This window comes from Escherichia sp. E13S3, from assembly GCF_004212325.1.
Taxonomy (GTDB): Bacteria; Pseudomonadota; Gammaproteobacteria; order Enterobacterales; family Enterobacteriaceae; genus Escherichia.
The window spans coordinates 41,210-65,883 of the sequence record NZ_RHJR01000001.1 but is presented as its reverse complement, the minus strand read 5'-3'; the positions used below and the strand labels follow the sequence as shown (position 1 = coordinate 65,883).

The 24,674-nt window shown below is 49.3% G+C and carries 19 protein-coding genes and 2 pseudogenes; 8 read left to right on the top strand and 13 right to left on the bottom strand.

What is annotated here, in order from left to right; genetic code table 11:
* Positions 1 to 70: 70 nt before the first annotated feature.
* From D9597_RS00300 to D9597_RS23235, 4 genes are all read right to left on the bottom strand, one after another.
* Entirely contained in the window at positions 71 to 1,195 is a 1,125-nt protein-coding gene (locus tag D9597_RS00300; RefSeq protein ID WP_016262635.1) for an ABC transporter permease, read from the bottom strand.
* Positions 1,195 to 3,930: a ribosome-associated ATPase/putative transporter RbbA gene (rbbA, locus tag D9597_RS00295; protein ID WP_130221328.1), complete on the bottom strand. Its 2,736-nt coding sequence runs from the start codon at positions 3,928 to 3,930 to the stop codon at positions 1,195 to 1,197. Before rbbA ends, D9597_RS00300 begins: the two co-directional genes overlap by 1 nt.
* Positions 3,927 to 4,994, bottom strand: a complete 1,068-nt coding sequence (locus D9597_RS00290) for an HlyD family efflux transporter periplasmic adaptor subunit (protein ID WP_130221327.1) — start codon at positions 4,992 to 4,994, stop codon at positions 3,927 to 3,929. The genes rbbA and D9597_RS00290 overlap by 4 nt, the downstream gene beginning before the upstream one ends.
* A gap of 62 nt (positions 4,995 to 5,056) precedes the next feature.
* Positions 5,057 to 5,170, bottom strand: a complete 114-nt coding sequence (locus tag D9597_RS23235) for a hypothetical protein (protein WP_214251098.1) — start codon at positions 5,168 to 5,170, stop codon at positions 5,057 to 5,059.
* A gap of 495 nt (positions 5,171 to 5,665) precedes the next feature.
* Here D9597_RS23235 and D9597_RS00285 point away from each other — a divergent pair, with 495 nt between their 5' ends.
* Positions 5,666 to 6,718, top strand: a complete 1,053-nt coding sequence (locus D9597_RS00285) for a DUF2776 family protein (RefSeq protein WP_130221416.1) — start codon at positions 5,666 to 5,668, stop codon at positions 6,716 to 6,718.
* A 42-nt stretch (positions 6,719 to 6,760) separates the two neighbouring features.
* Here D9597_RS00285 and D9597_RS00280 read toward each other — a convergent pair whose 3' ends face one another.
* Positions 6,761 to 7,057, bottom strand: a complete 297-nt coding sequence (locus D9597_RS00280) for a metalloregulator ArsR/SmtB family transcription factor (protein WP_000418114.1) — start codon at positions 7,055 to 7,057, stop codon at positions 6,761 to 6,763.
* Between the two features lie 105 nt (positions 7,058 to 7,162).
* On the opposite strand from D9597_RS00280, the gene D9597_RS00275 reads away from it, so the two are divergent.
* Both D9597_RS00275 and D9597_RS00265 read left to right on the top strand, forming a co-directional pair.
* Entirely contained in the window at positions 7,163 to 8,161 is a 999-nt protein-coding gene (locus tag D9597_RS00275; RefSeq protein ID WP_130221326.1) for a permease, read from the top strand.
* Between the two features lie 767 nt (positions 8,162 to 8,928).
* Complete coding sequence (locus D9597_RS00265; protein WP_130221325.1) at positions 8,929 to 9,426, top strand: hypothetical protein; 498 nt, start codon at positions 8,929 to 8,931, stop codon at positions 9,424 to 9,426.
* A 67-nt stretch (positions 9,427 to 9,493) separates the two neighbouring features.
* Here the strand turns inward: D9597_RS00265 and D9597_RS00260 are convergent, their stop codons facing one another.
* From D9597_RS00260 to D9597_RS00250, 3 genes and pseudogenes are all read right to left on the bottom strand, one after another.
* Positions 9,494 to 9,898, bottom strand: a complete 405-nt coding sequence (locus D9597_RS00260) for a DUF2251 domain-containing protein (RefSeq protein WP_130221324.1) — start codon at positions 9,896 to 9,898, stop codon at positions 9,494 to 9,496.
* Between the two features lie 154 nt (positions 9,899 to 10,052).
* Positions 10,053 to 10,181: pseudogene (locus D9597_RS00255) on the bottom strand (MbeD/MobD family mobilization/exclusion protein); the annotation flags it as partial.
* Positions 10,182 to 10,205: 24 nt separating this feature from the next.
* Positions 10,206 to 13,210, bottom strand: a pseudogene (locus D9597_RS00250) (Tn3 family transposase).
* 170 nt (positions 13,211 to 13,380) lie between these two features.
* Between D9597_RS00250 and D9597_RS00245 the strand changes: the two are divergent.
* The 4 genes from D9597_RS00245 to D9597_RS00230 all read left to right on the top strand — a co-directional run bounded on the left by D9597_RS00245 (position 13,381) and on the right by D9597_RS00230 (position 19,139).
* Entirely contained in the window at positions 13,381 to 13,950 is a 570-nt protein-coding gene (locus tag D9597_RS00245; RefSeq protein WP_130221323.1) for a recombinase family protein, read from the top strand.
* Positions 13,951 to 14,106: 156 nt separating this feature from the next.
* Positions 14,107 to 16,626, top strand: a complete 2,520-nt coding sequence (gene vgrG / locus D9597_RS00240) for a type VI secretion system Vgr family protein (protein WP_130221322.1) — start codon at positions 14,107 to 14,109, stop codon at positions 16,624 to 16,626.
* Positions 16,626 to 17,909 (top strand): VRR-NUC domain-containing protein, encoded by a 1,284-nt coding sequence (locus tag D9597_RS00235; protein ID WP_130221321.1) that lies wholly within the window; start codon positions 16,626 to 16,628, stop codon positions 17,907 to 17,909. Before vgrG ends, D9597_RS00235 begins: the two co-directional genes overlap by 1 nt.
* 12 nt (positions 17,910 to 17,921) lie before the next feature.
* On the top strand, positions 17,922 to 19,139 hold the full coding sequence (locus D9597_RS00230; protein ID WP_130221320.1) for a DUF3396 domain-containing protein: 1,218 nt from the start codon (positions 17,922 to 17,924) through the stop codon (positions 19,137 to 19,139).
* A 223-nt stretch (positions 19,140 to 19,362) separates the two neighbouring features.
* On the opposite strand, the gene D9597_RS00225 is transcribed toward D9597_RS00230, so the two are convergent.
* The 3 genes from D9597_RS00225 to D9597_RS00215 all read right to left on the bottom strand — a co-directional run bounded on the left by D9597_RS00225 (position 19,363) and on the right by D9597_RS00215 (position 20,705).
* Positions 19,363 to 19,545, bottom strand: coding sequence for a hypothetical protein (locus tag D9597_RS00225; protein WP_130221319.1), 183 nt, complete (start codon positions 19,543 to 19,545; stop codon positions 19,363 to 19,365).
* 235 nt (positions 19,546 to 19,780) lie between these two features.
* Positions 19,781 to 20,434, bottom strand: coding sequence for a hypothetical protein (locus D9597_RS00220; protein WP_130221318.1), 654 nt, complete (start codon positions 20,432 to 20,434; stop codon positions 19,781 to 19,783).
* A gap of 22 nt (positions 20,435 to 20,456) precedes the next feature.
* A complete protein-coding gene (locus D9597_RS00215; RefSeq protein WP_130221317.1) occupies positions 20,457 to 20,705 on the bottom strand; it encodes a hypothetical protein in 249 nt (82 codons plus the stop codon).
* A gap of 359 nt (positions 20,706 to 21,064) precedes the next feature.
* Here D9597_RS00215 and D9597_RS00210 point away from each other — a divergent pair, with 359 nt between their 5' ends.
* Positions 21,065 to 21,508 (top strand): antitoxin Xre/MbcA/ParS toxin-binding domain-containing protein, encoded by a 444-nt coding sequence (locus D9597_RS00210; protein ID WP_130221316.1) that lies wholly within the window; start codon positions 21,065 to 21,067, stop codon positions 21,506 to 21,508.
* Positions 21,509 to 21,717: 209 nt separating this feature from the next.
* On the opposite strand, the gene D9597_RS00205 is transcribed toward D9597_RS00210, so the two are convergent.
* Positions 21,718 to 23,079, bottom strand: a complete 1,362-nt coding sequence (locus D9597_RS00205) for a hypothetical protein (protein WP_130221315.1) — start codon at positions 23,077 to 23,079, stop codon at positions 21,718 to 21,720.
* 38 nt (positions 23,080 to 23,117) lie between these two features.
* The gene (locus tag D9597_RS00200; RefSeq protein WP_130221314.1) at positions 23,118 to 24,665 is read right to left on the bottom strand and encodes a TnsD family Tn7-like transposition protein; all 1,548 of its coding nucleotides are present in this window, start codon (positions 24,663 to 24,665) and stop codon (positions 23,118 to 23,120) included.
* Between the last annotated feature and the right edge of the window lie 9 nt (positions 24,666 to 24,674).

The following is a 24,674-nucleotide window of genomic DNA, read 5'->3' as shown; positions in this document are numbered from 1 at the left end:
CATGTCCTTATGACTTCACTTTATGACATCAATAGTATGACATCACAGTATGAAGTCAAGTTTCCCTTCCTTACGCCATTGTCCCAATCGTCTTCCTGAATCGCAGCAGCGCGATGGTGAAAAACACGCCGCCAATTGCCATCAGCGTCAGGAACTGCGGCCAGACGATTTCAAATCCGGCACCCCGGTAGAGAATGGCTTGCGCGAGGCTAACAAAGTGTGTCGTCGGCATGGTCAGCATAATGTCCTGCACCATCTGCGGCATACTTTCGCGCGGCGTGGAGCCACCGGAAAGCATTTGCAGCGGTAGCAGCACCAGAATCACCAGCAGCCCCAGTTGCGGCATTGAACGCGCTATCGTCCCCATAAAAATGCCGATTGACGTGGTGGCAAACAGACTGAGCGCCACGCCCAGCATAAACAGCGGGATCGAGCCTTCAATCGGTACGCCCAGCACGCCTTTTACCATCAGCACCAGCGATAATCCCGATACCACCAGCACCACCAGCCCCATCGACCAGACCTTTGCCATCATGATCTCAAACGGCGTTATCGGCATCACCAGTAAATGTTCCACCGTGCCGTGTTCACGCTCGCGGATCAGCGCCGATCCGGTCAGCACAATCGCCAGCATGGTAATGTTGTTGATGATCGCCATCACCCCACCGAACCACGCGGGATCGAGGTTCGGGTTAAAGCGCATCCGGGTTTCCAGCGATACCAACGGCTCGCTGTTATCACGGTAGCGCGCGACAAAGCTGTTCACTTCACCGTTGATAATATTCTGGATATACCCGTTGCCGGTAAATGCCTGGCTCATGCGCGTGGCATCGACGTTCACCTGAATATCCGGCTGGCGTCCGGCGAGGACATCACGCTGAAAATTAGGCGGAATATTTATCGCGAAGGTATAGCGTCCGGCGTCCAGCCCGGCATCCATCTCATCGGCGGTGATCATCTCCGGTGGCAAAAACCACGGGCGATAGAAGCTGTTAACGATCCGGTTCGACAACTGCGATTGATCCATATCGGCAATAGCGATCGGCGCGAGGTTCAACGATCCTGGTGTGACGGTCGCTGACGAATACACCGACACCGTAAACGAGAAAACAATCAGCGTCAGCATCGCTTTATCACCGAGCAGACTGCGCAACTCTTTGATACCCAGATTAAAAATATTGCGTAAATGGCGCATCATCCCTCCTGTTTTTTCAGCAGCAGGATGCTTAAGCCCATCACCAGCGGGATGGCTATCAGCAACGGGATAAAAAGTTGCCATAAATCAGTCAGATCAAGCGCCTTCGAGAACGTCCCGCGGGCGATAGTCAGAAAATGACTGGTCGGGTAAACCTCGCCGATCCAACGTCCAGGCCCTTCCAGCGAAGCTACCGGATCGATCATCCCGGAAAACTGTGTCGCCGGGATCAACGTGATAATCGCCGTTCCGAAAATGGCGGCAATCTGGCTTTTCATAAAGGTAGAGATCAGCAGCCCCATTCCGGTGGCGATGATGATATACAGCAGCGCCGCCAGGGTGAGCGTCAGGAAACTGCCTTTATGCGGCACGCCAAATACAAACACCGACAGGCCGCAGAGCAGGAAAAAGTTCAGCATCCCCAGCGCGATGTACGGCAGCTGTTTGCCAAGCAAAAATTCGCTACGGGTGGTGGGGGTCACGTAAAGGTTGATAATCGACCCTAGCTCTTTTTCCCGCACCACGCTAAGGGCGCTTAGCATTGACGGGATCATCATCAGCAGAAGCGGGATCACCGCCGGAACAATCGCTGGCAGGCTTTTTACATCCGGGTTATAGCGATAGCGCGTCTCAATATTCATCAGCCCGCTTTGGCTGGCGGGCGTCGATTGTCGGCTCGCCACATCCTGTAGCCAGCTCTGGTGCATAGCCTGCACGTAGCCTTTTACCGTTTCGGCGCGGCTCGGCATCGCACCGTCGATCCAGACACCGAGTTCCACAGGCGTACCACGCGCGATATCGCGCCCGAAATTGGGCGGGATCTCAATCGCCACCGTGATATCGCCCGCACGCATCCGACGATCAAGCTCGTCATAACTGGTGAGCGGTGGCTGTTCGATAAAGTAACGGGAACCGGAGAGGTTGAGCGTCCACGCCTGGCTACTGACAGTCTGGTCGCGGTCGAGCACCGCAAAGCGCAGGTTTTCCACATCCATACTGATGCCGTAACCCATTATCAGCATCAGGATCACCGTTCCCATCAACGCCAGCGTCGAACGTACCGGATCGCGGCGCAGTTCCAGTGCTTCGCGGCGGCTGTAGCTAAACAGACGGCGCAGGCTAAATCCCTGACGCGGCGCGTGGGTGGTGTCGTGTACCACGGGCGGCGCTTCGGCTTCGTTGCTCTGCCCTGCCGCCTCCTGCAAATAGGCGATAAATGCCTCTTCCAGACTGGCGGCTCCGCGTTTCTCAACCAGCTCCTGCGGTGTACCGCTGGCGAGCACTTTTCCGGCGTGCATCAGTGAGATGCGGTCGCAACGTTCCGCTTCGTTCATAAAGTGGGTGGAGATGAAAATGGTCACTTTGTCCTGGCGCGAGAGATCGACCATCAACTGCCAGAACATATCCCTTGCCACCGGATCGACGCCAGAAGTAGGCTCATCGAGGATTAACATTTCCGGGCGATGAATCACCGCCACCGCCAGCGAAAGCCGCTGGCGAATGCCGAGCGGCAATGACTCCGGCAGAACATCTTCAACGTCGTTGAGCTTAAAACGCTCGCTCATTTCAGCCACTCGCGCGGGAATTTCCGCTTCCGGGATGTGAAACAAACGGGCATGTAACTCAAGGTTTTGCCGCACGGTGAGTTCGTTATAGAGCGAAAACGCCTGCGACATATAGCCCACCCGACGGCGAGTATCGATATCTTTTGGATCAACCGGTTGCCCGAACAGCCACGCCTCACCTTCGCTGGCAGGCAGCAGTCCGGTAAGCATTTTCATGGTGGTGGATTTACCGCAGCCGTTCGAACCGAGGAATCCAAAAATCTCCCCGCGTGGAATGAGGAAATTGACGTGATCAACGGCAACGAAGGAACCAAAACGCATGGTCAGATCGCGCGCTTCGATGGCAATCTCTGCGTTTTCAGGTTGATACGGTGGGATCACTACCGCCTGATGCGCCTGCCGTTGTGCTTGCGGTAACAGATTTATAAATGCTTCTTCCAGCGTGGCGCTTTGCGTTTGCTGTCGCAACTCTTCGGCGCTGCCAGTTGCCAGCACTTCTCCGGCATTCATCGCCACCAACCAGTCAAAGCGTTCGGCCTCTTCCATGTAGGCGGTGGCGACCAGAACGCTCATATTGCTCTGCCGCTGGCGAATACTGTCGATCAGATCCCAGAACTGGGCGCGGGAGAGCGGGTCAACCCCCGTTGTTGGCTCATCAAGAATCAACAATTCCGGATCGTGGATTAACGCACAGCACAGCCCAAGTTTTTGCTTCATCCCGCCGGAGAGTTTACCTGCCGGACGATCGCGAAACGGTGCTAACCCGGTGCTGGTCAGCAACTCATTAATTCGGACTTCCCGCTCCGCTTTGTCGTGACCGAACAGGCGAGCGAAAAAATCGACATTATCATACACCGATAAGGTGTGGTAGAGATTTTTGCCCAGCCCCTGCGGCATCCAGGCGATGCGCGGGCAGACGTCGCGGCGATGCTTCGGGTCGCGCATATCGCCGCCCAGTACCATCACGTTGCCCTGCTCAATGACGCGGGCACCGGAAATCAACGACAACAAACTCGACTTCCCGACGCCGTCCGGGCCAATCAGCCCGACCATGCAACGGGCCGGAATATCGAGAGTGATATTGTTCAGCGCAACGGTTTTTCCATAATGCTGGCTCACGCCCGCCAGTTGCGCGACAGGCGGGACGGGAACCAGTTCCAGATGCGTCATTGCGGCAACCTCACCACCAGGTCTTCAGGCCACGGAAGTTCTTCATTCACCCGCACCCACGCCACGCCCGGCAAGCCCGTTTTGACATATTCCAGATGCTGCTGGAGTAATTCCGGTGGGATACGCGCTTTGACGCGAAACATCAGTTTCAGCCGTTCATCGCTGGTTTCGACAGTTTTTGGCGTGAACTGGGCAACACTGGCGACAAAACTGATGGTTGCCGGAATACGCAAATCTGGCGCGGCATCGAGGATCAGCCGGGCTTCACCACCCAGTTTCAGCGTGCCCGCTTGTTCGGTTGGCAGGAAGAAGGTCATATAGACGTCGCTGAGATCGACCATATTCAGCACCCGACCGCCTGCCGCCAGCACTTCGCCTGGCTCGGCAACCCGATACTGCACGCGTCCGTCACGCGGGGCTTTCAGTTCACTGTCATCGATATCTGCCGCGATACGCCGTTCAGTGGCTTGCGCGGCTTCTACACGAGTTTGCGCCTGAATGATATTGGTACGTGCCGCTTCAATAGCGGCTTTAGAGGCAGAAACCTGGGCTTTTGCCGATTCCAGCGCAGCACGGGCGCTTTCGGCGGCGGCGCGGTCATCATCCAGTTGTTGCGCAGAAATAGCCCCACTATGGGCGAGCGAGCGGGAACGGGTATGACGTTTGGCTACGGAGTCCAGTTCAGCTTGACGTTGATTAACCAGCGACTGAGCGGCGCGAGTTTCACTTTGCCGCTGTTCCAGCAAAGCCTGCGCGGCGGCAACGGCACTTTGCGCCTCTTTGATTTGCGCGATGGCTTCCAGTCGCTGCTCCTGCAACACGCGAGTATCCATCTTCGCCAGCACTTCACCTTCGCGAACAAACTGGCCTTCTTTCACCAGAATGGTGTCGATACGCCCGGCAATTTTGCTGGCGATATCCACTTCCGTCGCTTCAATGCGCCCATTGCTGACGGCAAAGCCTTCCGGCACACCTGCCGGGCGCAACAGCCACCACGCCACGATAGCCGCCACCGCCAGTAACCCGACAACCCACCACGCCAGATGGCGCTTAATATTATCCATAATCGACCCGCCATAATCCCTGTAAGCAATCGACGCGTGTTACAACTGCCACCGAACGATGTTCAGCGAATTATTCCATCCGGGATAAGAAGGAAACGGCAAAGGCGGCCAGGGCGCAGCAAACTGAGCGCCAACGGGGAAGGTCTGGTGAAAACGGGTAGTAATGTTGTCATCATCAGCATTCCTGGCCGTAAATGAAACACGCATACTCATAAGTGAAATCAATTAAATACTAACAGTTATATTCATGTTGTCTATTTGATTACCATCAGCTTGTGATACATCGCGATGTTCTTCTGTTCGATAGCGTTTTTAACCCAAAATAGTCTTAAACAGGAAAGGTGACTATCACGCAGTGTTATTATTATCTTGTGTACAAATATCTTAACGAAAGGTAATAAGGTATTTTTGCAAAAAGAGGGTAGATGAGAAAAAAAGCGTTTTAAGCAACGATGAAAAATAAGAAAAAGATATTAATTCAGAATTAGCCGTAGGATAAATATTTATTTACCAGCATTAACTTGCTTCTAAAAATCGATACTCAGAACAATAAATCCGGCTATAGTAAAGTTACTTTTTACAATTAGTGGTATCTCATTGTTATATTTAACTAACTAAAAATACTACTTACACGCTTTCTGACATTAGCGGCAACGCATATGGAGATTGAGATGAACATATATATCGGATGGCTATTTAAATTAATCCCTTTAATTATGGGGATAATATGTATTGCGTTGGGTGATTTTGTATTAGCAGGTTCCGGGCAAAGTGAGTATTTTGTGGCGGGCCATGTACTTATTTCGCTTTCTGCAATATGCCTGGCGTTGTTCACTACGGCATTTATTATTATCTCTCAGTTAACTCATGGTGTGAATAAATTATACAACACATTATTCCCTATTATTGGTTACGCTGGGTCTGTCGCAACTATGATTTGGGGATGGTTGCTGCTGGCAAGTGATAATGTCATGGCCGATGAATTTGTTGCCGGACATGTTATTTTCGGTGTTGGGATGATTGCTGCCTGCGTATCAACCGTGGCGGCGTCTTCCGGGCATTTTCTGCTAATTCCCAAAAACGCCTCGGGCAGTAAGAGTGATGGTACGCCGTTGCAGGCTTATTCTTCAACAATCGGTAATGGCTTAATTGCCGTTCCCGTTCTGCTTACTCTCTTTGGTTTCATTTGGTCAGTCGCGCTGTTACGTAGTGCAAATATCACACCACATTATGTTGCTGGTCACGTACTGCTGGGGTTAACGGCAATTTGCGCTTGTCTTATTGGTCTTGTCGCCACTATTGTCCATCAAACGCGGAATACGTTCTCAATGAAAGAGCATTGGCTGTGGTGCTATTGGGTTATTTTGCTTGGCTCACTTACTGTTATTCAGGGCATCTACGTTTTAGTCAGTTCAGATGCAAGTGCCAGACTGGCACCCGGCATTATTCTTATTTGTCTGGGAATGATCTGCTACAGTATTTTCTCCAAAGTGTGGCTGTTGGCGCTGGTATGGCGACGCACCTGTTCGTTAGCCAACAGAATACCCATGATTCCAGTATTTACCTGTCTGTTTTGCCTGTTCCTTGCAGCGTTCCTTGCTGAAATTGCGCAAACCGATATGGCTTATTTTATTCCTTCGCGAGTTTTGGTTGGCTTAGGTGCAGTGTGTTTTACACTGTTTTCCATCGTTTCTATATTAGAAGCGGGGTCTGCGAAAAAATAATGACTCTCGCCGGATTGTGGTTATGCTACAGCCCGGCGAATATTAATACTTCCCGTTATTCACGCAGCACTCTTCACGCAGAAAGCTAATAATCCCTTCCAGAACATCATATTGCGAGACACACATCAACGTGCGACTTTCTCGGTTTTGCTTAACCAGACCAACGGAGACCAGCGCCGAGATATGGTGGCTCAAGGTCGATGCGGGGATCGCAAGTTCCTTCTGTAACTCGCCTACCGGCATCCCGCGTTCTCCCGCTTTGACCAGATGACGAAAAATAAACAAACGGGTCGGATGACCTAATTCTTTCAGTGCCTTAGCGACATCTTCCAGTTCCATAAGTAGTTTCTCCGGCTAATTGATATTTCGATAATACCAGAAATATCTTGCTCACCGCTCTTTATTTCGATAATTTTAGAAATATAGTTTTAAAGAGGGTATAAAATGTTTGAATGGTTACCAGGGCTGCGCGACGCCGCCGGGATGTTCCTGTTCTTAGCCGTAGAGCTATCGTTACTTTTTCTTCTTATCAGTGCTGGTGTCAGCATAATCCGTCATAAAATCCCGGATCATAAGATCCAGAAAATGATGGGTGCGCGTAAAGGGCGCGGTTATTTGCTGGCAGCAATGTTAGGTGCAATGACTCCGTTTTGCAGTTGCTCAACCATTCCCATGCTTCGCGGTCTTCTTTCTGCAAAAGCGGGATTTGGCCCAACGCTCACCTTTTTGTTTGTTTCACCATTACTCAACCCGATTATCGTCGGGCTAATGTGGGCAACATTTGGCTGGAAGGTCACGTTGCTGTACGCCGTTATTGCGTGCGGCGTTTCGCTGACCGCCAGTTTGTTACTGGATTTTGTTGGCTTTGAACGATACGTCATACCGGCGAAGGGGAGCAACGCGAGCTGCTGCAAACCGGTGTTCGATAAACCCGTAATTAGCTTGCGCTCCGTGACGTTTACACCGCAAACCACATCTTGCTGTACCGCAAAACCTGCTGTTAATTGCTGTAGTGCTGCCAAAACGGCTCCCCCCAGCCTGCCGACTCAGGCAATAAAGGATGCATGGCGGCAATTTAAAGAAGTGCTTCCCTACCTGTTAATTGGGGTGCTAATTGGCTCATTTATTTACGGCTTTATTCCAGCACAATGGATTGCAGCACATGCCGGAACGGATAATCCACTGGCTATCCCCTTGAGCGCGGTTATAGGTATCCCGCTCTATATACGTGCAGAGGCCGTAATTCCCCTCGCTTCGGTATTAATGACCAAAGGCATGGGGATGGGAGCCGTAATGGCACTCATCATCGGCAGTGCGGGTGCTAGCTTAACAGAAGTTATTTTGCTGAAATCGATGTTTCGCACGCCGATGATTATTGCCTTTCTGATGGTAATTTTAGGAATGGCCGTGGTTATGGGATATGTAACGCAAGCGTTATTTTGAGGCTGTAGCGTTAAAAAAAAGTTCTGCTACTAATTCAATATTTGACATGAAAATAATGTCACTAAAAACACAACAAATTGATATGTAACGATATCTATCACATAACCATCCACCTTGACCTGATCCCCGCTGGTTAGAAGTGATCGATTTTTACAAGGTTCGCTATTAACACGGAGTAGGCAAGCTCATTGGGCTGAAAGTCCGATGTAAGCGAGGGGCGGAAGTTCGCACTTGTTTTCACATCTGATGGAGGTATCACTTAAATCGCGGTGTGTGAGTCATTGGGGAGACAGTCAGGTATAGGGGTCTGAAGTCCAACCGTACGAAAACGTACGCTAAGTACGTTTTTTGAACAGGATGTCATCAAGCCCCGCGATGTTAAGTGCCATTTACCGATTAAAAACACACCGTTTTAGGCGTATTTTTCACTGTCCACAATATTATCAGACAAAAAGTACTTAACGTATGAAATCGTTCCGTTGAGTGTCAACCCCCGTTTACAACCAAATCTGCAGGATAATCCATGCGAAAAAAATAGACTAAACCCGACAGTAGCCGATGCGCTGATGGACCGGCTTCTACATAACGAGCACCGAGTTGATCTCAGAGGTAAATAAATGCGTAAACTGGCGCCGACCGATCAAACAAGTTAAAAACTACAGTATGAAATAACCAGTGCGGGAAGCGCGATCAGAATACGCACTTTTGATGGAAAAACTTACCGCATGTCCTCACTACTGCAGCAATATACCTCATGGTGCAAATCAATGATGATTCTACGCAATACCGTTATTGGCGGCATTCTGCTGACCACCCATCTGTTAGCTCACGCGAACATCGTGGCAGACAGTGGTCGGCCGATTAACTTTGCCGACTGCTATCCTTACCAAACCCTTTACTTTTCCTACACTGAAGACCATAAAAAGGCTGTGGAGGTGTGTCGAGCAGGGACAGGTTATGGTGTCTATCGTTACACGTATGGTCCGATTAATAAGCCTGAACTTCAGGTATTAAAAACCGATGAAGATATTGGCTGGTATGAGAGCAATAAGAGTGTCGGGTTCGCTATGCGTAACGGGAACTATTTCTATCACCTAGAAACAACAAGAGATCCTCGTAAAGGGAGTAGTACCTTGCTAGTGGTGTCGAAAGGGGGCTTAAGCGGTAAAACCATCGCCTCTATTCCCCTAGCCAATGACTATTACGGTTTTCAATATGACCTCAGTCGTGATGGTCTGTTATACCCTTTCCCTGTGGAGAAATAGTTTTCGCTTTGCCGCTTCTTTCATCCGATGTTCGAACCATGACGGCAGGCGCCAAGCCCGCCGTTGTTCACCGGAAAAAGTCATCCACAGAATCGCTCCACTCGTGGCCAGAAGCAGACCACACCTTGTTTATCGGGGGAGGAAAACCGCTCCTGCAGTAACCATTTTTACCCACAAAATCGAATGCCCCGTGCGGGTATCCGTTAATCAGGAGCACGCATTTCTGACTGTCTTCTGACCAGCCAATTTTAACGTCAGAAGGAATGTGTCCGTCTGAAACATCGTCAGCATTGTAGATGTGTACTGCGTCCATGATCGGGTTTCCTTCGACAGACTCATCGAGCGCGTAGAAATACCCGGTCTGGCCGTCGTCTTCGAACACGGCGGCCAGCATACCCTCAGGAGCCAGGCTCTTTATCACCTGTTCCTCCCCGACAACTAGCTGGGCCTGTACCGTCACTAAAATGCTCATCAGGTTGTTCTCCTTTCCCTTTGCTTCGCCAGCCAGCTTTCAGACTGGCAGATAATTTATCATAACATCCCTTGCCCACACCGCTAAGGGCGGGTTCGGTGAGAATATGGTGCCTACCGGGTAAAACCCGCAGCAAAGCCCTCGGTAAATTGCGCTGCTCGCTCAGCGCCGCGTTCTCCCGTTGCATAAGACCAGACATCATCCGCCATTCCTCGAAGGCGTTCTCCCACTCGTCCAGCCTTTTCGAGTAGTCCTGTTGTAGCTGCTCTAATGCGCTCAGCAGCTGTTTTTCGGGGCTTGATGACCGTCACAGAGGCCATTCATCCGTTTCTTCCGCTTGCTTCAATGGCCTTAGCTGGCCTTTTGTTACCTGCTCCGTAAGAATGTGTAATGCCCCAGCATGTTGATATGCGCGTGTCTCAGTGGTGAAAGTCTGGCTTCATCCTCTTCATTTATGGTTTCACCTTCATTACGTAAATGCTCCAGTGCAGCCTGCATGTAGATGGTATTCCAGAGAACGACAGCATTGGTCACCAGTCCCAGCGCACCCAGCTGATCCTCCTGCCCATCCTGGTAGCGTTTCCTGATTTCACCTTTTTGTCCGTGGCAAATCGCTCTGGCTACAGCATGTCGGCTTTCTCCCCTGTTAAGTTGGGTCAGGATGCGGCGGCGATAGTCTTCATCATCAATATAATTAAGCAGATACAACGTTTTATTTATTTTCCCCGCTTCGATAATCGCCTGCGTCAGGCCGGAAGGTCGTTCGCTGCTCAACAATGAACGGATCGCCACTGAAGCACGGATTTTTCCCAGTGTCAGGGAACCGGCCATACGCATCATGTCATCCCAGTGCTGCTCTATCTTCCGCGGACTGGCTGTGTTACGGGCAAGATCATTCAGTACGCCATAATCCGCATCTTTATCCACGCGCCAGAACACTGAAGCACCTGCATCAGCCAGACGCGGAGAAAACTGATAGCCCAGTAACCAGAAGAGGCCAAAAATCAGATCGCTGGAGCCTGCCGTATCGGTCATTATTTCCGTTGGGTTTAGCCCGGTTTGCTGCTCCAGTAGCCCTTCCAGAACAAAGATAGAATCCCTTAGCGTGCCTGGAACGACAACGCCATGAAATCCGGAATACTGATCTGAAATAAAGTTGTACCAGGTGATCCCGCGGCTGGAGCCAAAATATTTTCGGTTTGGCCCTGCATGCACTGTACGGACAGGTGCAATAAACCGCATACCATCCGCAGAGGCCACTTCACCACCGCCCCATTTCTGAGCCAGAGGCAGAGTAGACTGATAATCAACCAGCCGTGCATTGGCACTGACCAGCGTTTCAGCACGCAGGTAATTCTGTCTGGTCCAGTTCAGCCGATGACGGGTCAGCGCCGGGATATTCGGGCGGATAAATGGATCCAGCCCAATATTACAGGCCTCGGCCAGTAACACAGCACAGATACTGACGGTCAGGCCCTCCATTCGGGCGCCAGCCTCACTTGCATGAGTAAACTCATCAGCAAATCCTGTATGCGCGTTAATTTCAAGAAGAAGTTCTGTCAGATCGACAACTGGCAGCAGGTCAGATATACGTTTTGAGAGTAACTTCAGCGTTGGCGGCTCATCCAGTCCACTCAGATGAGCAATGGTCAGTTTCGTGCGTTTTCCGCTGAAATCCAGCGAAACGGCCTGATTATCGGAAAAATTTTGGGCAACCTGTCGGTACACCGTGTCGAGCTGTCGGGCCAACGCATTGACAGCGTCCCCGGCATTAAGAGGATGGCCTAGGGAACGATACACCTGCACTCTGTTGGTGTGCCAGTCCTGCCCCTGGAGAAGTTTAGCCCGTGGATCTCCCCAGCGTTCGCTCCGTGCGACGTAAATATCCCGTCGCCGCAGACTGTCCTGCAACTTATTCATAACGCAGAGGGTATAGCCCTGTCGGGATAAATGACCGTCTTTGCCATAGCTGAGCCGTTTCCAGGGACCGGTAATTATCGCTATTGGCGCATCATCAATATGCTGCCTCCGTGTTGATCGGATCGCCGCAAGATAACGTATAGCCTCCAGCGTGCTTTCACCTGCCGGCGCAGCGCTGAATTCAATATTTTCCAGCAAACAGGGAAGAAAACGGCGGACTCTCCCGTACTGTTCCACCATTTCATCATGAAAGCTGGCATCAGGAGGCCGGGCAATAGCGTTTATAAATGTGATGGTATCGGCCAGCCTGGCCGGAGGAAATTTTTCAAATATTGTCGAGCGAAGCAACTCACTGTCGATATTTTCATCCAGAAGTACCGAGCAGATATGTGCCAGTTCCAGTGCTGATTTATCAAGATCTTTCAGCGTTCTCAGCCGTTTTTTCTGCCCAATTTTTTTCGCCTCCCGACCGATATCAGCAATAACCCCATCCAGAACGTCCAGCGCGTCATCCAGTGCTGATATTTCGCAGGAGCGGACAAACGCAACCAGCATCGCCGTTCGTCTTGCGGGTGGCATCCTGGCTATTTTGTACACTGAAATCATATCGGCATACCGTGCGAGAGCATTAAAACGCACCGGAGGAATACCGGTAAAGTCGAGTCCCTGCATACCAAATGCTTTCAGTTTCAGGTAGCGCGCGACGGCCTGATTAAATGCCGGACCGCTAATGGCAACAGGACCTTTTCTTAACTGATCAAAACGTGAAGTGCGCCTTCCATCAGGCACCTGTAACAGTTCTTCAAGCAATGAGCACTGTTCTCCTGATGCCAGTCCGGAAAGACGTGACCAGAGTCTGTCTGCCGATTTTTCACGAACTTCCGATATCAGACGGGTCAATGTGGTTACGCCAGGCAACAGTATTTTGTTTTGCAGGAGCCAGCTGGTAGCCAGATCGAAAAGCAGACCCGGTCGTTCGTTGCTTAGCCAGCTGCGGGTGAACAGTAACCGGCTCAGCCTGAAGGTCCACGGCCAGGCAAAATCACGATAGCCATACCGCCGTCGTATCAGTGCCTGATGCTCGCGCAGTGTGGTTTCTCTTCTGGAATATTCAGAAAGAACGCGTGTATCAGATATGCCCAGTTGTCGTGCAACAAACCACTGTACGTTAGCCGGAATCGATGGCAGGTCGTGAGGCCATGTGCCAAGGAAACGAACACATCCAATCAGCAATGCCACTGCAAAACGGTTGGCTCTGCCGCGCCGGTTGTTAATGAACTCCATATCTGCTTCATCCAGCAGAAAGAAGCGGGCCAACTGAACATCATTGGGCTCGCCGGAGAACTGACCATAGCTGGCCCGTTGATCGGCATTTAAAAAATCGGCTGGCAAAAAGGCCTCCCTGGCATGAGTAAAGAAAACGGTCGTTTTCTTTACTCTGATTTCCCGTTTCGGATCTCAACGGAATGACTGAAGAATTCTTTGTAAAATACGCGGTAAATAAAACAATGTTAATATTGATGGAGCATCGGCGGGTATATTAACAATTTGTAGGTGAAATCATGTTAGTCGGGTATGCACGGGTCTCAACCGATGACCAGAATCTGAATTTGCAGCGGGATGCACTTCAGGTGGCCGGGTGTGAAAAAATTTTTGAAGACCAGATCAGTGGAGCTAAAGCGGAACGACCAGGGCTTCAGGATGTATTAGCGTTTGCCCGTCCCGGAGATACCCTGGTTATCTGGCGACTGGATCGCCTGAGCCGTTCGCTGAAAGACCTGATTGAAATGGTTAAACTGCTGGAGTCAAAAAATATCGGTTTAAAAAGTCTTCAGGAATCTATTGATACCACTTCCAGTTCCGGGATGCTGATATTTCATCTGTTTGGCGCACTGGCTGAATTTGAACGCAATCTGACGCGGGAAAGAACGCAGGCTGGACTTCAGGCTGCACGGGCCAGAGGACGGAAAGGTGGGAGGCCGAAGGTGCTGAATAAGGATAAGCAGGCCCTGGCTGTTCGACTGTATGATGAAAAAAAACATACAGTTGCACAAATTTGTGAATTAATGGGGGTATCGAGACCCACGCTCTATAAATACATTGATGAAGCAAAAACTGTGACCCATCTTTGATGGTGGCCAGCATAGCGAGCGGTTGCCCGAAATTCAAAGGGCCTTGCGGACAGCCGGGAACGCTTGTACTCACTGATTAATATGAAGACAATACCCGGATATAAAGAAGGGTTTCCACACCGGACATGACCGGATAATCACATTCAGGATGGCACTGTGTTGACGGATATAACAGCAGTTACAGGTAACGCCTATACGCTCGAGATTAATGACAGTCCGGTTATCCCCGATGTGCTGCGTTTTCGGGGGACTGAGGCATTAAGCAAACCTTTCTCCTGGCGTATTGAATTCACAATCCCGCAGAGCAGTATCCTCCCTGAACAGGTGTTGATGAAGTACGCCAGTTTTGCCATGCGGGACAGCAAGGTGGTACACGGCATCATTACCCGACTGGAATGGCTCTCCACCAGTGCTGATGAGTCCCACTACAGCGTGACACTTGAATCCCGCCTTTCTCTCCTCTCCCGCTCACGCCGCTGTGCCCTTTATCAGAATGTCTCCGTGCCGGAAGTCGTGGAACTGGTGCTGCGTGCACATGGCATGGAAGGCCCGGACTTTGAATTTTCGCTGTCCCGCCAGTACCCGGTTCGTGAACTGATCACTCAGTGGCGGGAAACCGATCTTGAATTTATTCAGCGCATTCTATCTGAAGTCGGTATCTGGTTTCGCCAGGAGATGAACGACGTCACGAAACTTGATTTGACGATCTTCGGTGACAGCCAGCTTCACTATCTCTTTAACGGTGCACTGCCGTATCACGAGCCTTCCGGCCTGTATGATGGCGCTGAATTGTGTTGCTGGGGTGTTCGCACCTGGCATAATACGGTGACGGGGAGGGTCAGTGCCCGTGATTACAACCCCCTTACCGCATCAGAGCCAATGGATACATCAGTCTCCGTCCGTTCTCCTGCCGTCACCACGGGAGAGCATTATCGTTATGCTGAACCGTATCGTGATGCCGGAGACGACACCACATCTGAGCCGGAAACCGAAAGCGGCGCGTTTTATGCCCGCATTCACCATGAGCGGGAACTCAATAAATCCGCACGCGTGCATCTGTTCAGCAATGCTGCCTGGCTGGGTCCGGGCATGGTTATTGACCCCGAAGGCGTTACTTTGCAGGATCTGAAGGATGGCATGATAATCACCTTCGCGTCTTACATTGCATCCCGCGATTCCCGCCTGCATGTCTCAGTGTGGGGTATGCCGTATCGCGAGGAATATAGCTTCCGCCCGGCTGAAACCGTTCGTCCTGAAATTCACGGCACCCTTCCGGCACGGATTGAGAGCCGGGAGAAAAACGATATTTATGCGCATCTCGACGGGTACGGTCGCTACCGGGTAAAGCTGGACTTTGACAGGGAAGAAACAGAACAGGGCTATGGCTATCTGTGGCTGCGGATGGCAAAGCCGTACAGCGGTGAAACATGCGGCTGGCATACGCCACTCATCGACGGCACCGAAGTGGCGATTGCGTACAGCAACGGCGACATTGACCTGCCCTATATCTCCCACGCGATGCACGATTCGGCGCATCCTGACCTGGTTAATCGTGACAATCACACCCGTAATATCCTGCGAACTCCGGCGAACAATAAGCTGAGGATGGAGGATAAGCGGGGTGAAGAGCATATCAAGCTCGCCACGGAATACGGTAAAACGCAGCTCAACAGCGGGCACCTGGTGGATAACCAGGAGCAGCAAAGAGGCGCGGGTATCGAGCTGCGCACCGATGAATATGGTGTTGTCCGGGCGGGGAAAGGGGTGTTTGTGAGCGCGGATGCACAGGCCAAAGCGCAGGGTGATGCGCTGGACATGGAGGTGGCGCTGAAGGAGATTGAGCGGCTCAACCAGCAACTGCAACAGCTGGAAATGGCGGCGGAGCAGGCACAGGCGCTGAAGGCACATGTGGACGACCAGATGCAGATGTTTGAGCAGCGGCTGAAACCGCTCAACGAAGCCGTGCTTTTCTCGGCTCCGGAAGGGATGGCCTTCACCAGCGGGGAAGATATGCAGCTGGCGGCTGTACAGAACGTGGCCATCAACGCCGGAGGCGATATCAGTACCGGAGTGATGGGGAATATGACGGCGCTGGCGGGTGACAAACTCGGCCTGTTTGCCCGTACCGGACCACTGAGCCTGAAATCAGGTGAAGGCCCGATAGATGTACAAGTCCGGAACGGCAATCTGCGGCTGTTTGCTGAGAAAAAACTCACCCTGGCTTCGGAAAGTGATATTTCGTTTACCGGCAAGAAACGCATCATCCTGACTGGCGGTGGCAGCTACCTGAAGCTGGAAGCGGGAAAAGTCGAATACGGCACGACGGCAACCTATATGCGTCGGGTGAAGCGGACGATGACGGCGGCTGCGCAGAGTATGCCGATGACATTCCCCCGTATGGGTACTTCGCATATCTACTCGGCTATCTATGAGTTGCAGGACAAAAACGGCAATATTCTGGTCAATACCCCCTATCGCCTCACCACTCCATCAGGCCAGACAGCAACGGGGTACAGCGATAACGCAGGCCGCTCCGTGCCGGTTTATACCCGTCAACAGGAGGATGTGGAACTGCATGTTCTTGTTAAAAAACCACAACCCGAAGAAACGATGTGGTTTGTGGGGGAAACCGATACGCAGCAACTGGAAACCGAACTCAGGGAGAGCCAGTCATAATGGAAATGCCCGATTTACCCGAGACACCGACATCTGATATTCCTACCGGGGCGAACAACCAGCCGTGGGACTGCACCACGACGGGTGTCGAAATGATCGAAAAGCAGTCGCGTCTGCCAACCACAGAAAACCGTCAGTACCTGCACATCAAGGTGGAATACGCCATGCGTTTTCCGCAACTGTCGGCACAAATCCGTCGGGAAGGTAAAACTTACCGGATGAGCCTTAAGCAGACCATGATGAGTGGGCTTATTCGCGTGGATGAGATCGCCCGAAATTATTGCTGGTACTACAAGGCTGAGGTGGCGTTTGATATGCGCACCACGCCGCCCCGTCCTTTTCTGAGCAGTACGCTGTTGAAAAAAGATGGCTCTGGCAGACGTCATACCACCAATCCCTTCCCGGTGCCCGGCAAGGGCATTTACCGCCGTCCGGATATCATTATTGTTAAAGATAAACAGGATCGCTGGCCGGGACTGGCAGGGCCAGATACCGAAGGCCATATGCACGGTGACAATCTGGCCCGCCTGGTAGAGGTGAAGTTTCCAGAAGATGAGCTAAAACGTGGGCAATACGACGAATATATGAAAATTGTTGGCAAGGACCGTAGCCGCATGACCATTCTGGAGATCCACGACTGCCGCCCGGAAGAGCAGCAGTGGGTGGACCAGGTGGTCAACGTGACGATGAAAGCCTGGCAGACCAGCGGTGCGAAATACTGGCCGCTGGCTCTCTACCCGCCAATCTTTATGCCCCGTCCGCCATCCACCCCTGTTGCTGCCAGAATAGAGCCCTGGACTTATGCCGGTAAAGCCGTGGCCGACCTCAGTGAGGGGGCGGTGCGTGGTGTCGCTGAAGGCTGGAATGCCCTGTCAAAAGAGACGCAGCAGGTCCTGAATTCAGCGGTTGGCTGGCTTAACGACAGCGGCGAGTGGGTTTACCGGCAGGGAAGCGAGGCCTGGGTCTGGGCCAGTAAAACCGGGAAGTCGGTGAAGTCCTGGACCAGCGCCCAGATTAAGGCCGCATGGTCAGAAATACAGCACGCTACTGATATGACGCTCGAGATGCTCAAACAGGTGGACTGGGTACAGGTTTTAACCAACGTCGCGAAAACGGTCGGCGTTATTCTGGTTGCCGTAGGTATCGGCGTTCTGGTGGTAACGCTGGGTATCCCGGAAGCCATTATTGGCGCGTTTTTACTGATTGTTCGCCTGGCAATCAGCGCCTGGGGAACACTGGCGGCTATTCTCGGTACGGGGACGGCGGCACTGGCAGCCGGTTAAACAGGAGCAGGTATGGAATTACAGGATTTTGAGCTGAACTACATCGAGAAATGGCTACCGGAAGCCGCCGTGAAGTATAAAGACGGCAGCCCGGCGGTCAATCTCGGTCTGATTATCACCGTCTTTTTTAAAGACGGGCATACGCCGGAAATCCGCCGCAGGATGGTGGAGTGCGTCGATCGCTTCTATGCGAAATTTAAGCCACATCTGAAAAAAACATTACCCGGGAAGAAGTGGACTGCGATCACTGAGAAAAACTACGCCAAACAAAAACAGGCAATACTTGATTCTACGCCTGAAGAAATCTTCGACTGGACACTAAGTAGCGCCACAGAGTCTTATTTAGCCCCAGACTATGACATTCTCATCATGGGCAAACGGGTGTTTCACAACGACAACGACCGTTCAGTTATCAAACTGACATTTCCACTGTCTATGCTGAAAGAACCTGATGGAAAGCAGCGTTATGAAGACTGGCTGATGTGGCTCTGTGACACCTTCACCGTGGAAAGTGGACATGCCGGACTGTCGTTTGTTCTTCCCTACGCATTCGAACGGATGTTCCCCTATGAATATGCCCTGGCCCAGCGTTTTTCCGGCGTGATGGTGGATTCTCTCGGAACGCTTGAAGGTGGCGAAGCCGTGGAGGGGCTAAAAGGAGCCTGCTGGTACACTATTCTGGGTACGCCGTGGCTGGAAAAACTGGGGGGAGCGGAAAAATTAAAGCATCGCTTAGCCAAAACCCCTGAAATCAGTCTGCTGCCCTATAACAATGGTGTCGTACTTAAAGCCGGTGAACTACCCCCTCCACTGGGGGAGCTGAAAACCGAAGGCCTGCCCCCTCTGCTGGTGAAGGTGAACCAGATTATTCGACCCATCCGCTATGATGGGCACAATGGCCTGCATTTCTACTCTGAATACGAAAATCTTCAGTTTGATAAAGAGTCTTCAATGAAATGGTTTGCCCGCTTTGATGAAGCCAGCGCCCTGCTGGATAAAGACGAAATCGGTAAATCGTACGACCCTGTTCGTATTACCCGCTGGACTGATGAAATTGCGCCCCACGCCGGGCAGTGGGCGTCGATTATTAACGGTACCACTGAATATATTCAGACCCGCGAAGGGCAGAAAATGCCAGCGTTTGAGGATAAATACGGTAAGCAGCATCGCGCGTGTTGGAAGCTGTTGAAACGTGATGATAAAGGTAGCATCTATACACTTCCAGAGTAACGTCATGTGCTTAATCATTCCCGTAGGGGCAAGCTTGCGCTTGTCCCTGTCATCCAACAAAGACTCTATACATGTTTGTTTTTTGAACCGGAGAATATCCCAGTAGACGAAGTTGGTTAAAAAACGTACTTAGCGTACGTTTTCGTACGGTTGGGCTTCAGACCCCGTATATGTGTAATTACAAGCCTTTACTTCAGCGCAAAGGCCCGTATCGATGGTTTGGCTACTGTTTATTATTCGTTGTTTTAGTGGCTGAGGTTGCGCTACCTGATGATTGGCTGGGAACTGGCTGCATTTTTGGCATTGTTGCGCCATGTTTCTCAACATTAGAGATTGATACTTTAACCATCATAGGTGATATGGCACCATCTCCAATACGAACTGCTTTGTAATTATTTGAACTCATTACTAGGCTCCTTATTTACTCACTTCTATTGGACGAAGTTGTGGATGGTTGCAGAGTAGACTCTCCAGATGATTGTTGAGGAGCGGGTGCGGTAGGGATCGCCTGCATCTGAGGAACATTTGCACCATTTCCTACAAATACGCGCTGCATAGAGGGAATTGGAGCTCCCTCCATCATGGCTGAAACTGACTGTATTATCTTAGATTTATCGTTCAAATTAGCTCCTATCATTACCTTATTCTTTGGGGGAACCAGTAGAACTTGCAGATGACCGTGGATCAATCGCAGGTGTATCTGGCTGAATCGTTGATGTACCTTGGTGCATGAATTGGACCATATTACCTTTATCAGTGGGTATTCTTTCCATCACTGGCGGCGGCAACCAATCGTTATTAATTTGTTGCGTTTTTTTTACCATATCGCTTTTGCTGACTTCTGCTCTTCTATCAAAGTTGATCACACCAAATGTGATGACCGAGCTTATAGCCAGAACAAAAAAAATACCTGAGAATCTGTTCACCCAACTCAAAACCTTTGATATCAGGCTTACTTTTCCAAAAACACTTTCATCTTCTTCGATGTAATATTTATGAGCAATTTCTAGCTCAGCCCTCAATGCTGCATTACTAATCAAGAAACTAAATATAGTTGATAATATTGCACATCCAAATAATACCCATGCAGAGAAAAGCAGCCAAATATGTGCTGTTTGACCTTGAGGAGCTATATCTTTAAAGACAGTTAATGAGATAGCAAGGCCAGCAGATGATAAAGTCAGAATATGCTTATCATAGTTGTCAGTATTAGAGAGCTCACGCTTCTCAACTTCTGCTTTGTAAGTTGCGAAAATTGCTGTTGCCTGAGCTCGCTGCTCTTCAGTCCTTGCCACTTATCAATTCCTTTAGCTGAACTTAACGAGATTTATTCGACTGCGATAACAGTGACGCTGCATAGCTTTTGGTTTCCTCGCTGTACTTTGAACTTTTCATAACAGCGGAAGCTATCGTCTCCAACTCAGCACCAGTTTGCTTACCTGTATGAGCTTGGGCAACCACAGAAGCAGCAAGCTTCTTCTTAATTTCAGAGGAATTTTCATTTTGTAGAGCTTTTGCTGCTTGAGAGGCTAGCTTAGGTGAGGATTGCTTTTTGTTGATAGGCATAGAATATCTCCGAAAGAAACACAATATATTGACAACATGAGAACACCTACATCTACATATAGTATTAAAGAAAAACATTTATAACAACGGTATTGCAAAGACTAATTATGATTCAGATCATAGAAATACTGTTCCTATAAACAGTGTTTTGAGTCTTGAAGCAGGACTAATCAATGCCACATACTGCAGTGTCTGAAGCAGCCAGCTATTCCTCCGTTTTTCTGATGCCCATTGCATTGTGCCCTCGTCGGTCGAGTTTGGTAAAAATCAGGATGTCATTAGCACATGAGATAAAAGGCAAATATTTGCACCCTATCAGCTATACGAATATGCTGAAATTATGAACCGGAGGACTAGGTATGAAAACTTTTGGGTTAGCTACAACTCAGTCTAAGCCGCCACGCTTATGGCAGGTAGTCGGGTTAAGACATTCTCATGGTATGGCTGTGCTTGATCAAATCCACAAAGGACTAGATGGCAAAGTAGCCAGACTAATTATGAAATGGGCAAATATGACGCAAAACGATTTGAGTAAAGCATGCGGTATTTCGTCAATGGAATTTAGTCGCAGCACAAAAACACGATTCAGCGCTGAACAAAGCGAGCGACTGGTACGACTCATCCGCGCTATTGATCATGCAGTAGAATTGTTTGAAGGTAATAAGGAAGGGGCCCAAAAATGGTTGAATGAACCTAATAGGGCTTTGCGCTGGAAAACGCCTGTAGAACTGATGACATCAGAGACTGGCGCCTACGAGGTCATGATGTTGATCTCGCGGTTGGAGCATGGGGTAATCTCTTGATTCACTATCTGCTATAAAGCAGTAGCATCTACGGTGAGAAATCGAGTTTTCTGATGGACTACATGTACAACCCATCCATGGACCAATGCGTCTATGGGGGCAGTGATGAAAAGGATAGTACCTTGGTATAGAAAAAATAAGCCTTCGCCGCCGATAATAACGGGATGCAGGTCTTTTGAAGATTTTAAAAAACGCTAACAAAGCCCTTTTTAATCTGAGTGATATATTGTATCAAGGAAATTTTTTATCAATTCATTTTGCCGACTGATAAAAACAACCTTTCTCTGAAATTTCTCAATCTCTTTATTTTTTCTTGTTAAACTCAATGAATAACTCCTTTTATCTTCTAGCACTTCTGACGAATTTAAACTGGTCGATTGTAATGATAAAACATCACGTTGCCAGCAATAGTAAATATCAGAATCTATCCAGCCAATGATTTCCACATCGACCCGGCGTCGCCACCAAAGATCGAATGGACAGTGTTGTAAATTCAACCTTGGATAAATCTGAAGGCGTGACGTATCCCTGTTTGTAAATGTCGATATTATCCCCGATTGAATTTCCTTCACCACCGGTGACATCAGGTGAAACCAAGCAATCTTCCCATAATTTCGACAATCAGCAGTCACTGCAGGCAATGGGCAACGATTGCAATTAACACCGCAAAGCTTCATCACCTTCAAAGGTATACGACGTTGATTCCGAATGCCGACAAGTTCCGTGTCAATTTTTGTCGATTTTTCAACATACTCTTTGAAAGAACATTGCTGATCAGCCATCAAAATTGAATAAAGATAGGGGACAAAGAAAACGGGGTTTTCCTGCAAATCCACAGCCAACAGTTCAGCATATTTATATCTCAGTTCTTTATAGTAGCGGCGTGAAAGTGAACGCCGATGGAGACAAAGCCAGTGAGCAAAATACTCCTTTACACATGGTTTAATATATACAAAGCTGGGTTCAAATGTATTTGAAGAATAATATACATTCTCATCATCAATGTTAACCCGTTTTTCCCCAACGTTGACTGTACCTCCATCATCAGGGTAATCCTCTGTGAAAATTCCGGATACTAGAAGATCAGATAACACATCTATCATTTGTGGCATAGGAATTTGCTTTAGGGGTAATAATTTTTTATTATGAATTTTACACCCCCCCCCCATTAACCAACTTTTCTTCAGATAGCCAACACCATTTTTTTCAATACTCTCCTGAATACAGGTCTTGCAATAATATATCTTTAAATTATTATGATTTCTTTTCGCTATCGTTACTTCGCCACTATCCAGAAATTGTCCAACTGTCATTCTTGAAAAATTTATTGGCCCCCAACCAATACCTTCTTCATCTGTATGGGAAGCAAAAGAATACGCAAACTGATACTCATCATACTCCCTGCAAATATCTAGAATAGACTTAGGGGTCTGAATATTATGTCGAAGTTTTCCATTGAGATGAAATAAATTCGAAAAATCAAAGATTCCATGTATTAATTGCATCCGAAACAAAAAACTGATGATATGTTCATCATCATAAAAAACTCGTCCGCCAGATATCAATCCCATTTCAACTCCTCCTTGTAAAATATATTTAAGTACTGTTTCTATCTACGTGTTTTTAAATACTGATTAATAGCCTGCATTGTTCGAGGAAGTTTATGCCCGTAACGAACAATTGCGCCTCTGGCTCCAACGACAGCATCTAAATGAGAAAGTGAAAACCTGAATCTTTTATCTTCTGAAAGTGCCTGTACTTTTTTAGCCAGTTCCAGATCTCTTTTTGCCCAGTTAACTCTTCCTGAAGGACGTCTCAAGACCACAGCAGGAAGATTCTCAACAAGCCAATTATGATCGTTAAAATATAACCAGTAAAAATGTCGACTACAGGCAATCTGCAACTCCTTTTTTCGTCCTTCCGGATGATTTAGCATCCAGTTGATCACATGATAACGAGAGCGTCGCCTGTTAGACTCTTCCCGAATCTGTTTTCTGCGTTGAACCAGTCCCTTGCTGGCCGAAATGATAGCTTCAATACTACCAACAGACAGCCCCGTCTCTTGCGCAATATATCTGCGGTGGAAACCTTTTCTGGCCATGGTGATAACATATTTTTCAATCTGAGGAGTTAGTTTTTTGGTTTGAGTGAAATCAGTACCAACCTCTCTTCTTATGATCCCCCGGATGTAGCATCGGCTTCTCCCTGTCCGGCGGCTGATTTCGCTCATAGAGTGGCCAGCGCGATAAAATTTCAAAATGGCATCCTGCCCTGTCTTGTCGGGAAGAGAGCTATATGTCTGTGTTTTTTGCTCTGGAAGCCTTGGAAGATTTTCAACACAATACTGAACCAGTAGTTTGTGAGAGGGGAAAAGATTGCTGGAGTGATGGATAAGTTTCGCCAGCAAGCGTTTTTCATTTAAAGGTTCAGAGAAGCCATCTGTATGCCATAAATCCTGAACAATCTCATGCAACGCATCAAAAAGTTTCTCTTTTCGAACATTACCCTCACCACTCAAATAACCTTTTACGGCAAGAATACTCATTAAATCGACTTCTTGATGTATATGCCCCACGATCAAATCAGAGAAGGTTCGGCAGGCATAGCAGGTAAACCTTAGCTCGCTTTCGGCACATGGTATTTCATCATGGTTTTCATCGGGATAAAACTCCGCAGCAATATGGGGCCTAGGTGGTACTGGTTTTGAAATTAACCGGCAACCATGGCGGCAACATGCATTGATACCAGGAATTTGATGTTCACAATGCCAGTAAGCAACCCCAAACCGCTGTTCATCCTCCCCGGCACACACAGGACAAAACCGAAGAACCATCCCCCGGTATTCATTGTTACTTGTAAGCTGGCAAACACGAATAAGGTGAGCTGGTGAACATTTTAGTTGTCTCAACTCGTTAATGTGCTTCGGCATCGACCAAGCCCAAAGCGGAAATAGCGTTTGTCTTAACCAGAGTTCCTCAGGCGTCTCCGGGCACATCCTGGCAATGTTGTCTAGGTAAACCGTCAGACAGGGATGAAATGAGGCTCTCGGAGAAAGATGGAGGCCAACCGCAAACTGCTGAGGTGTATAGCCCTGCACAGACAAGGTTCTACAAAGCCTGCCGAATAAAAGCTCTCCCGGAAATGCTTTTAATAACATATCTTCTCC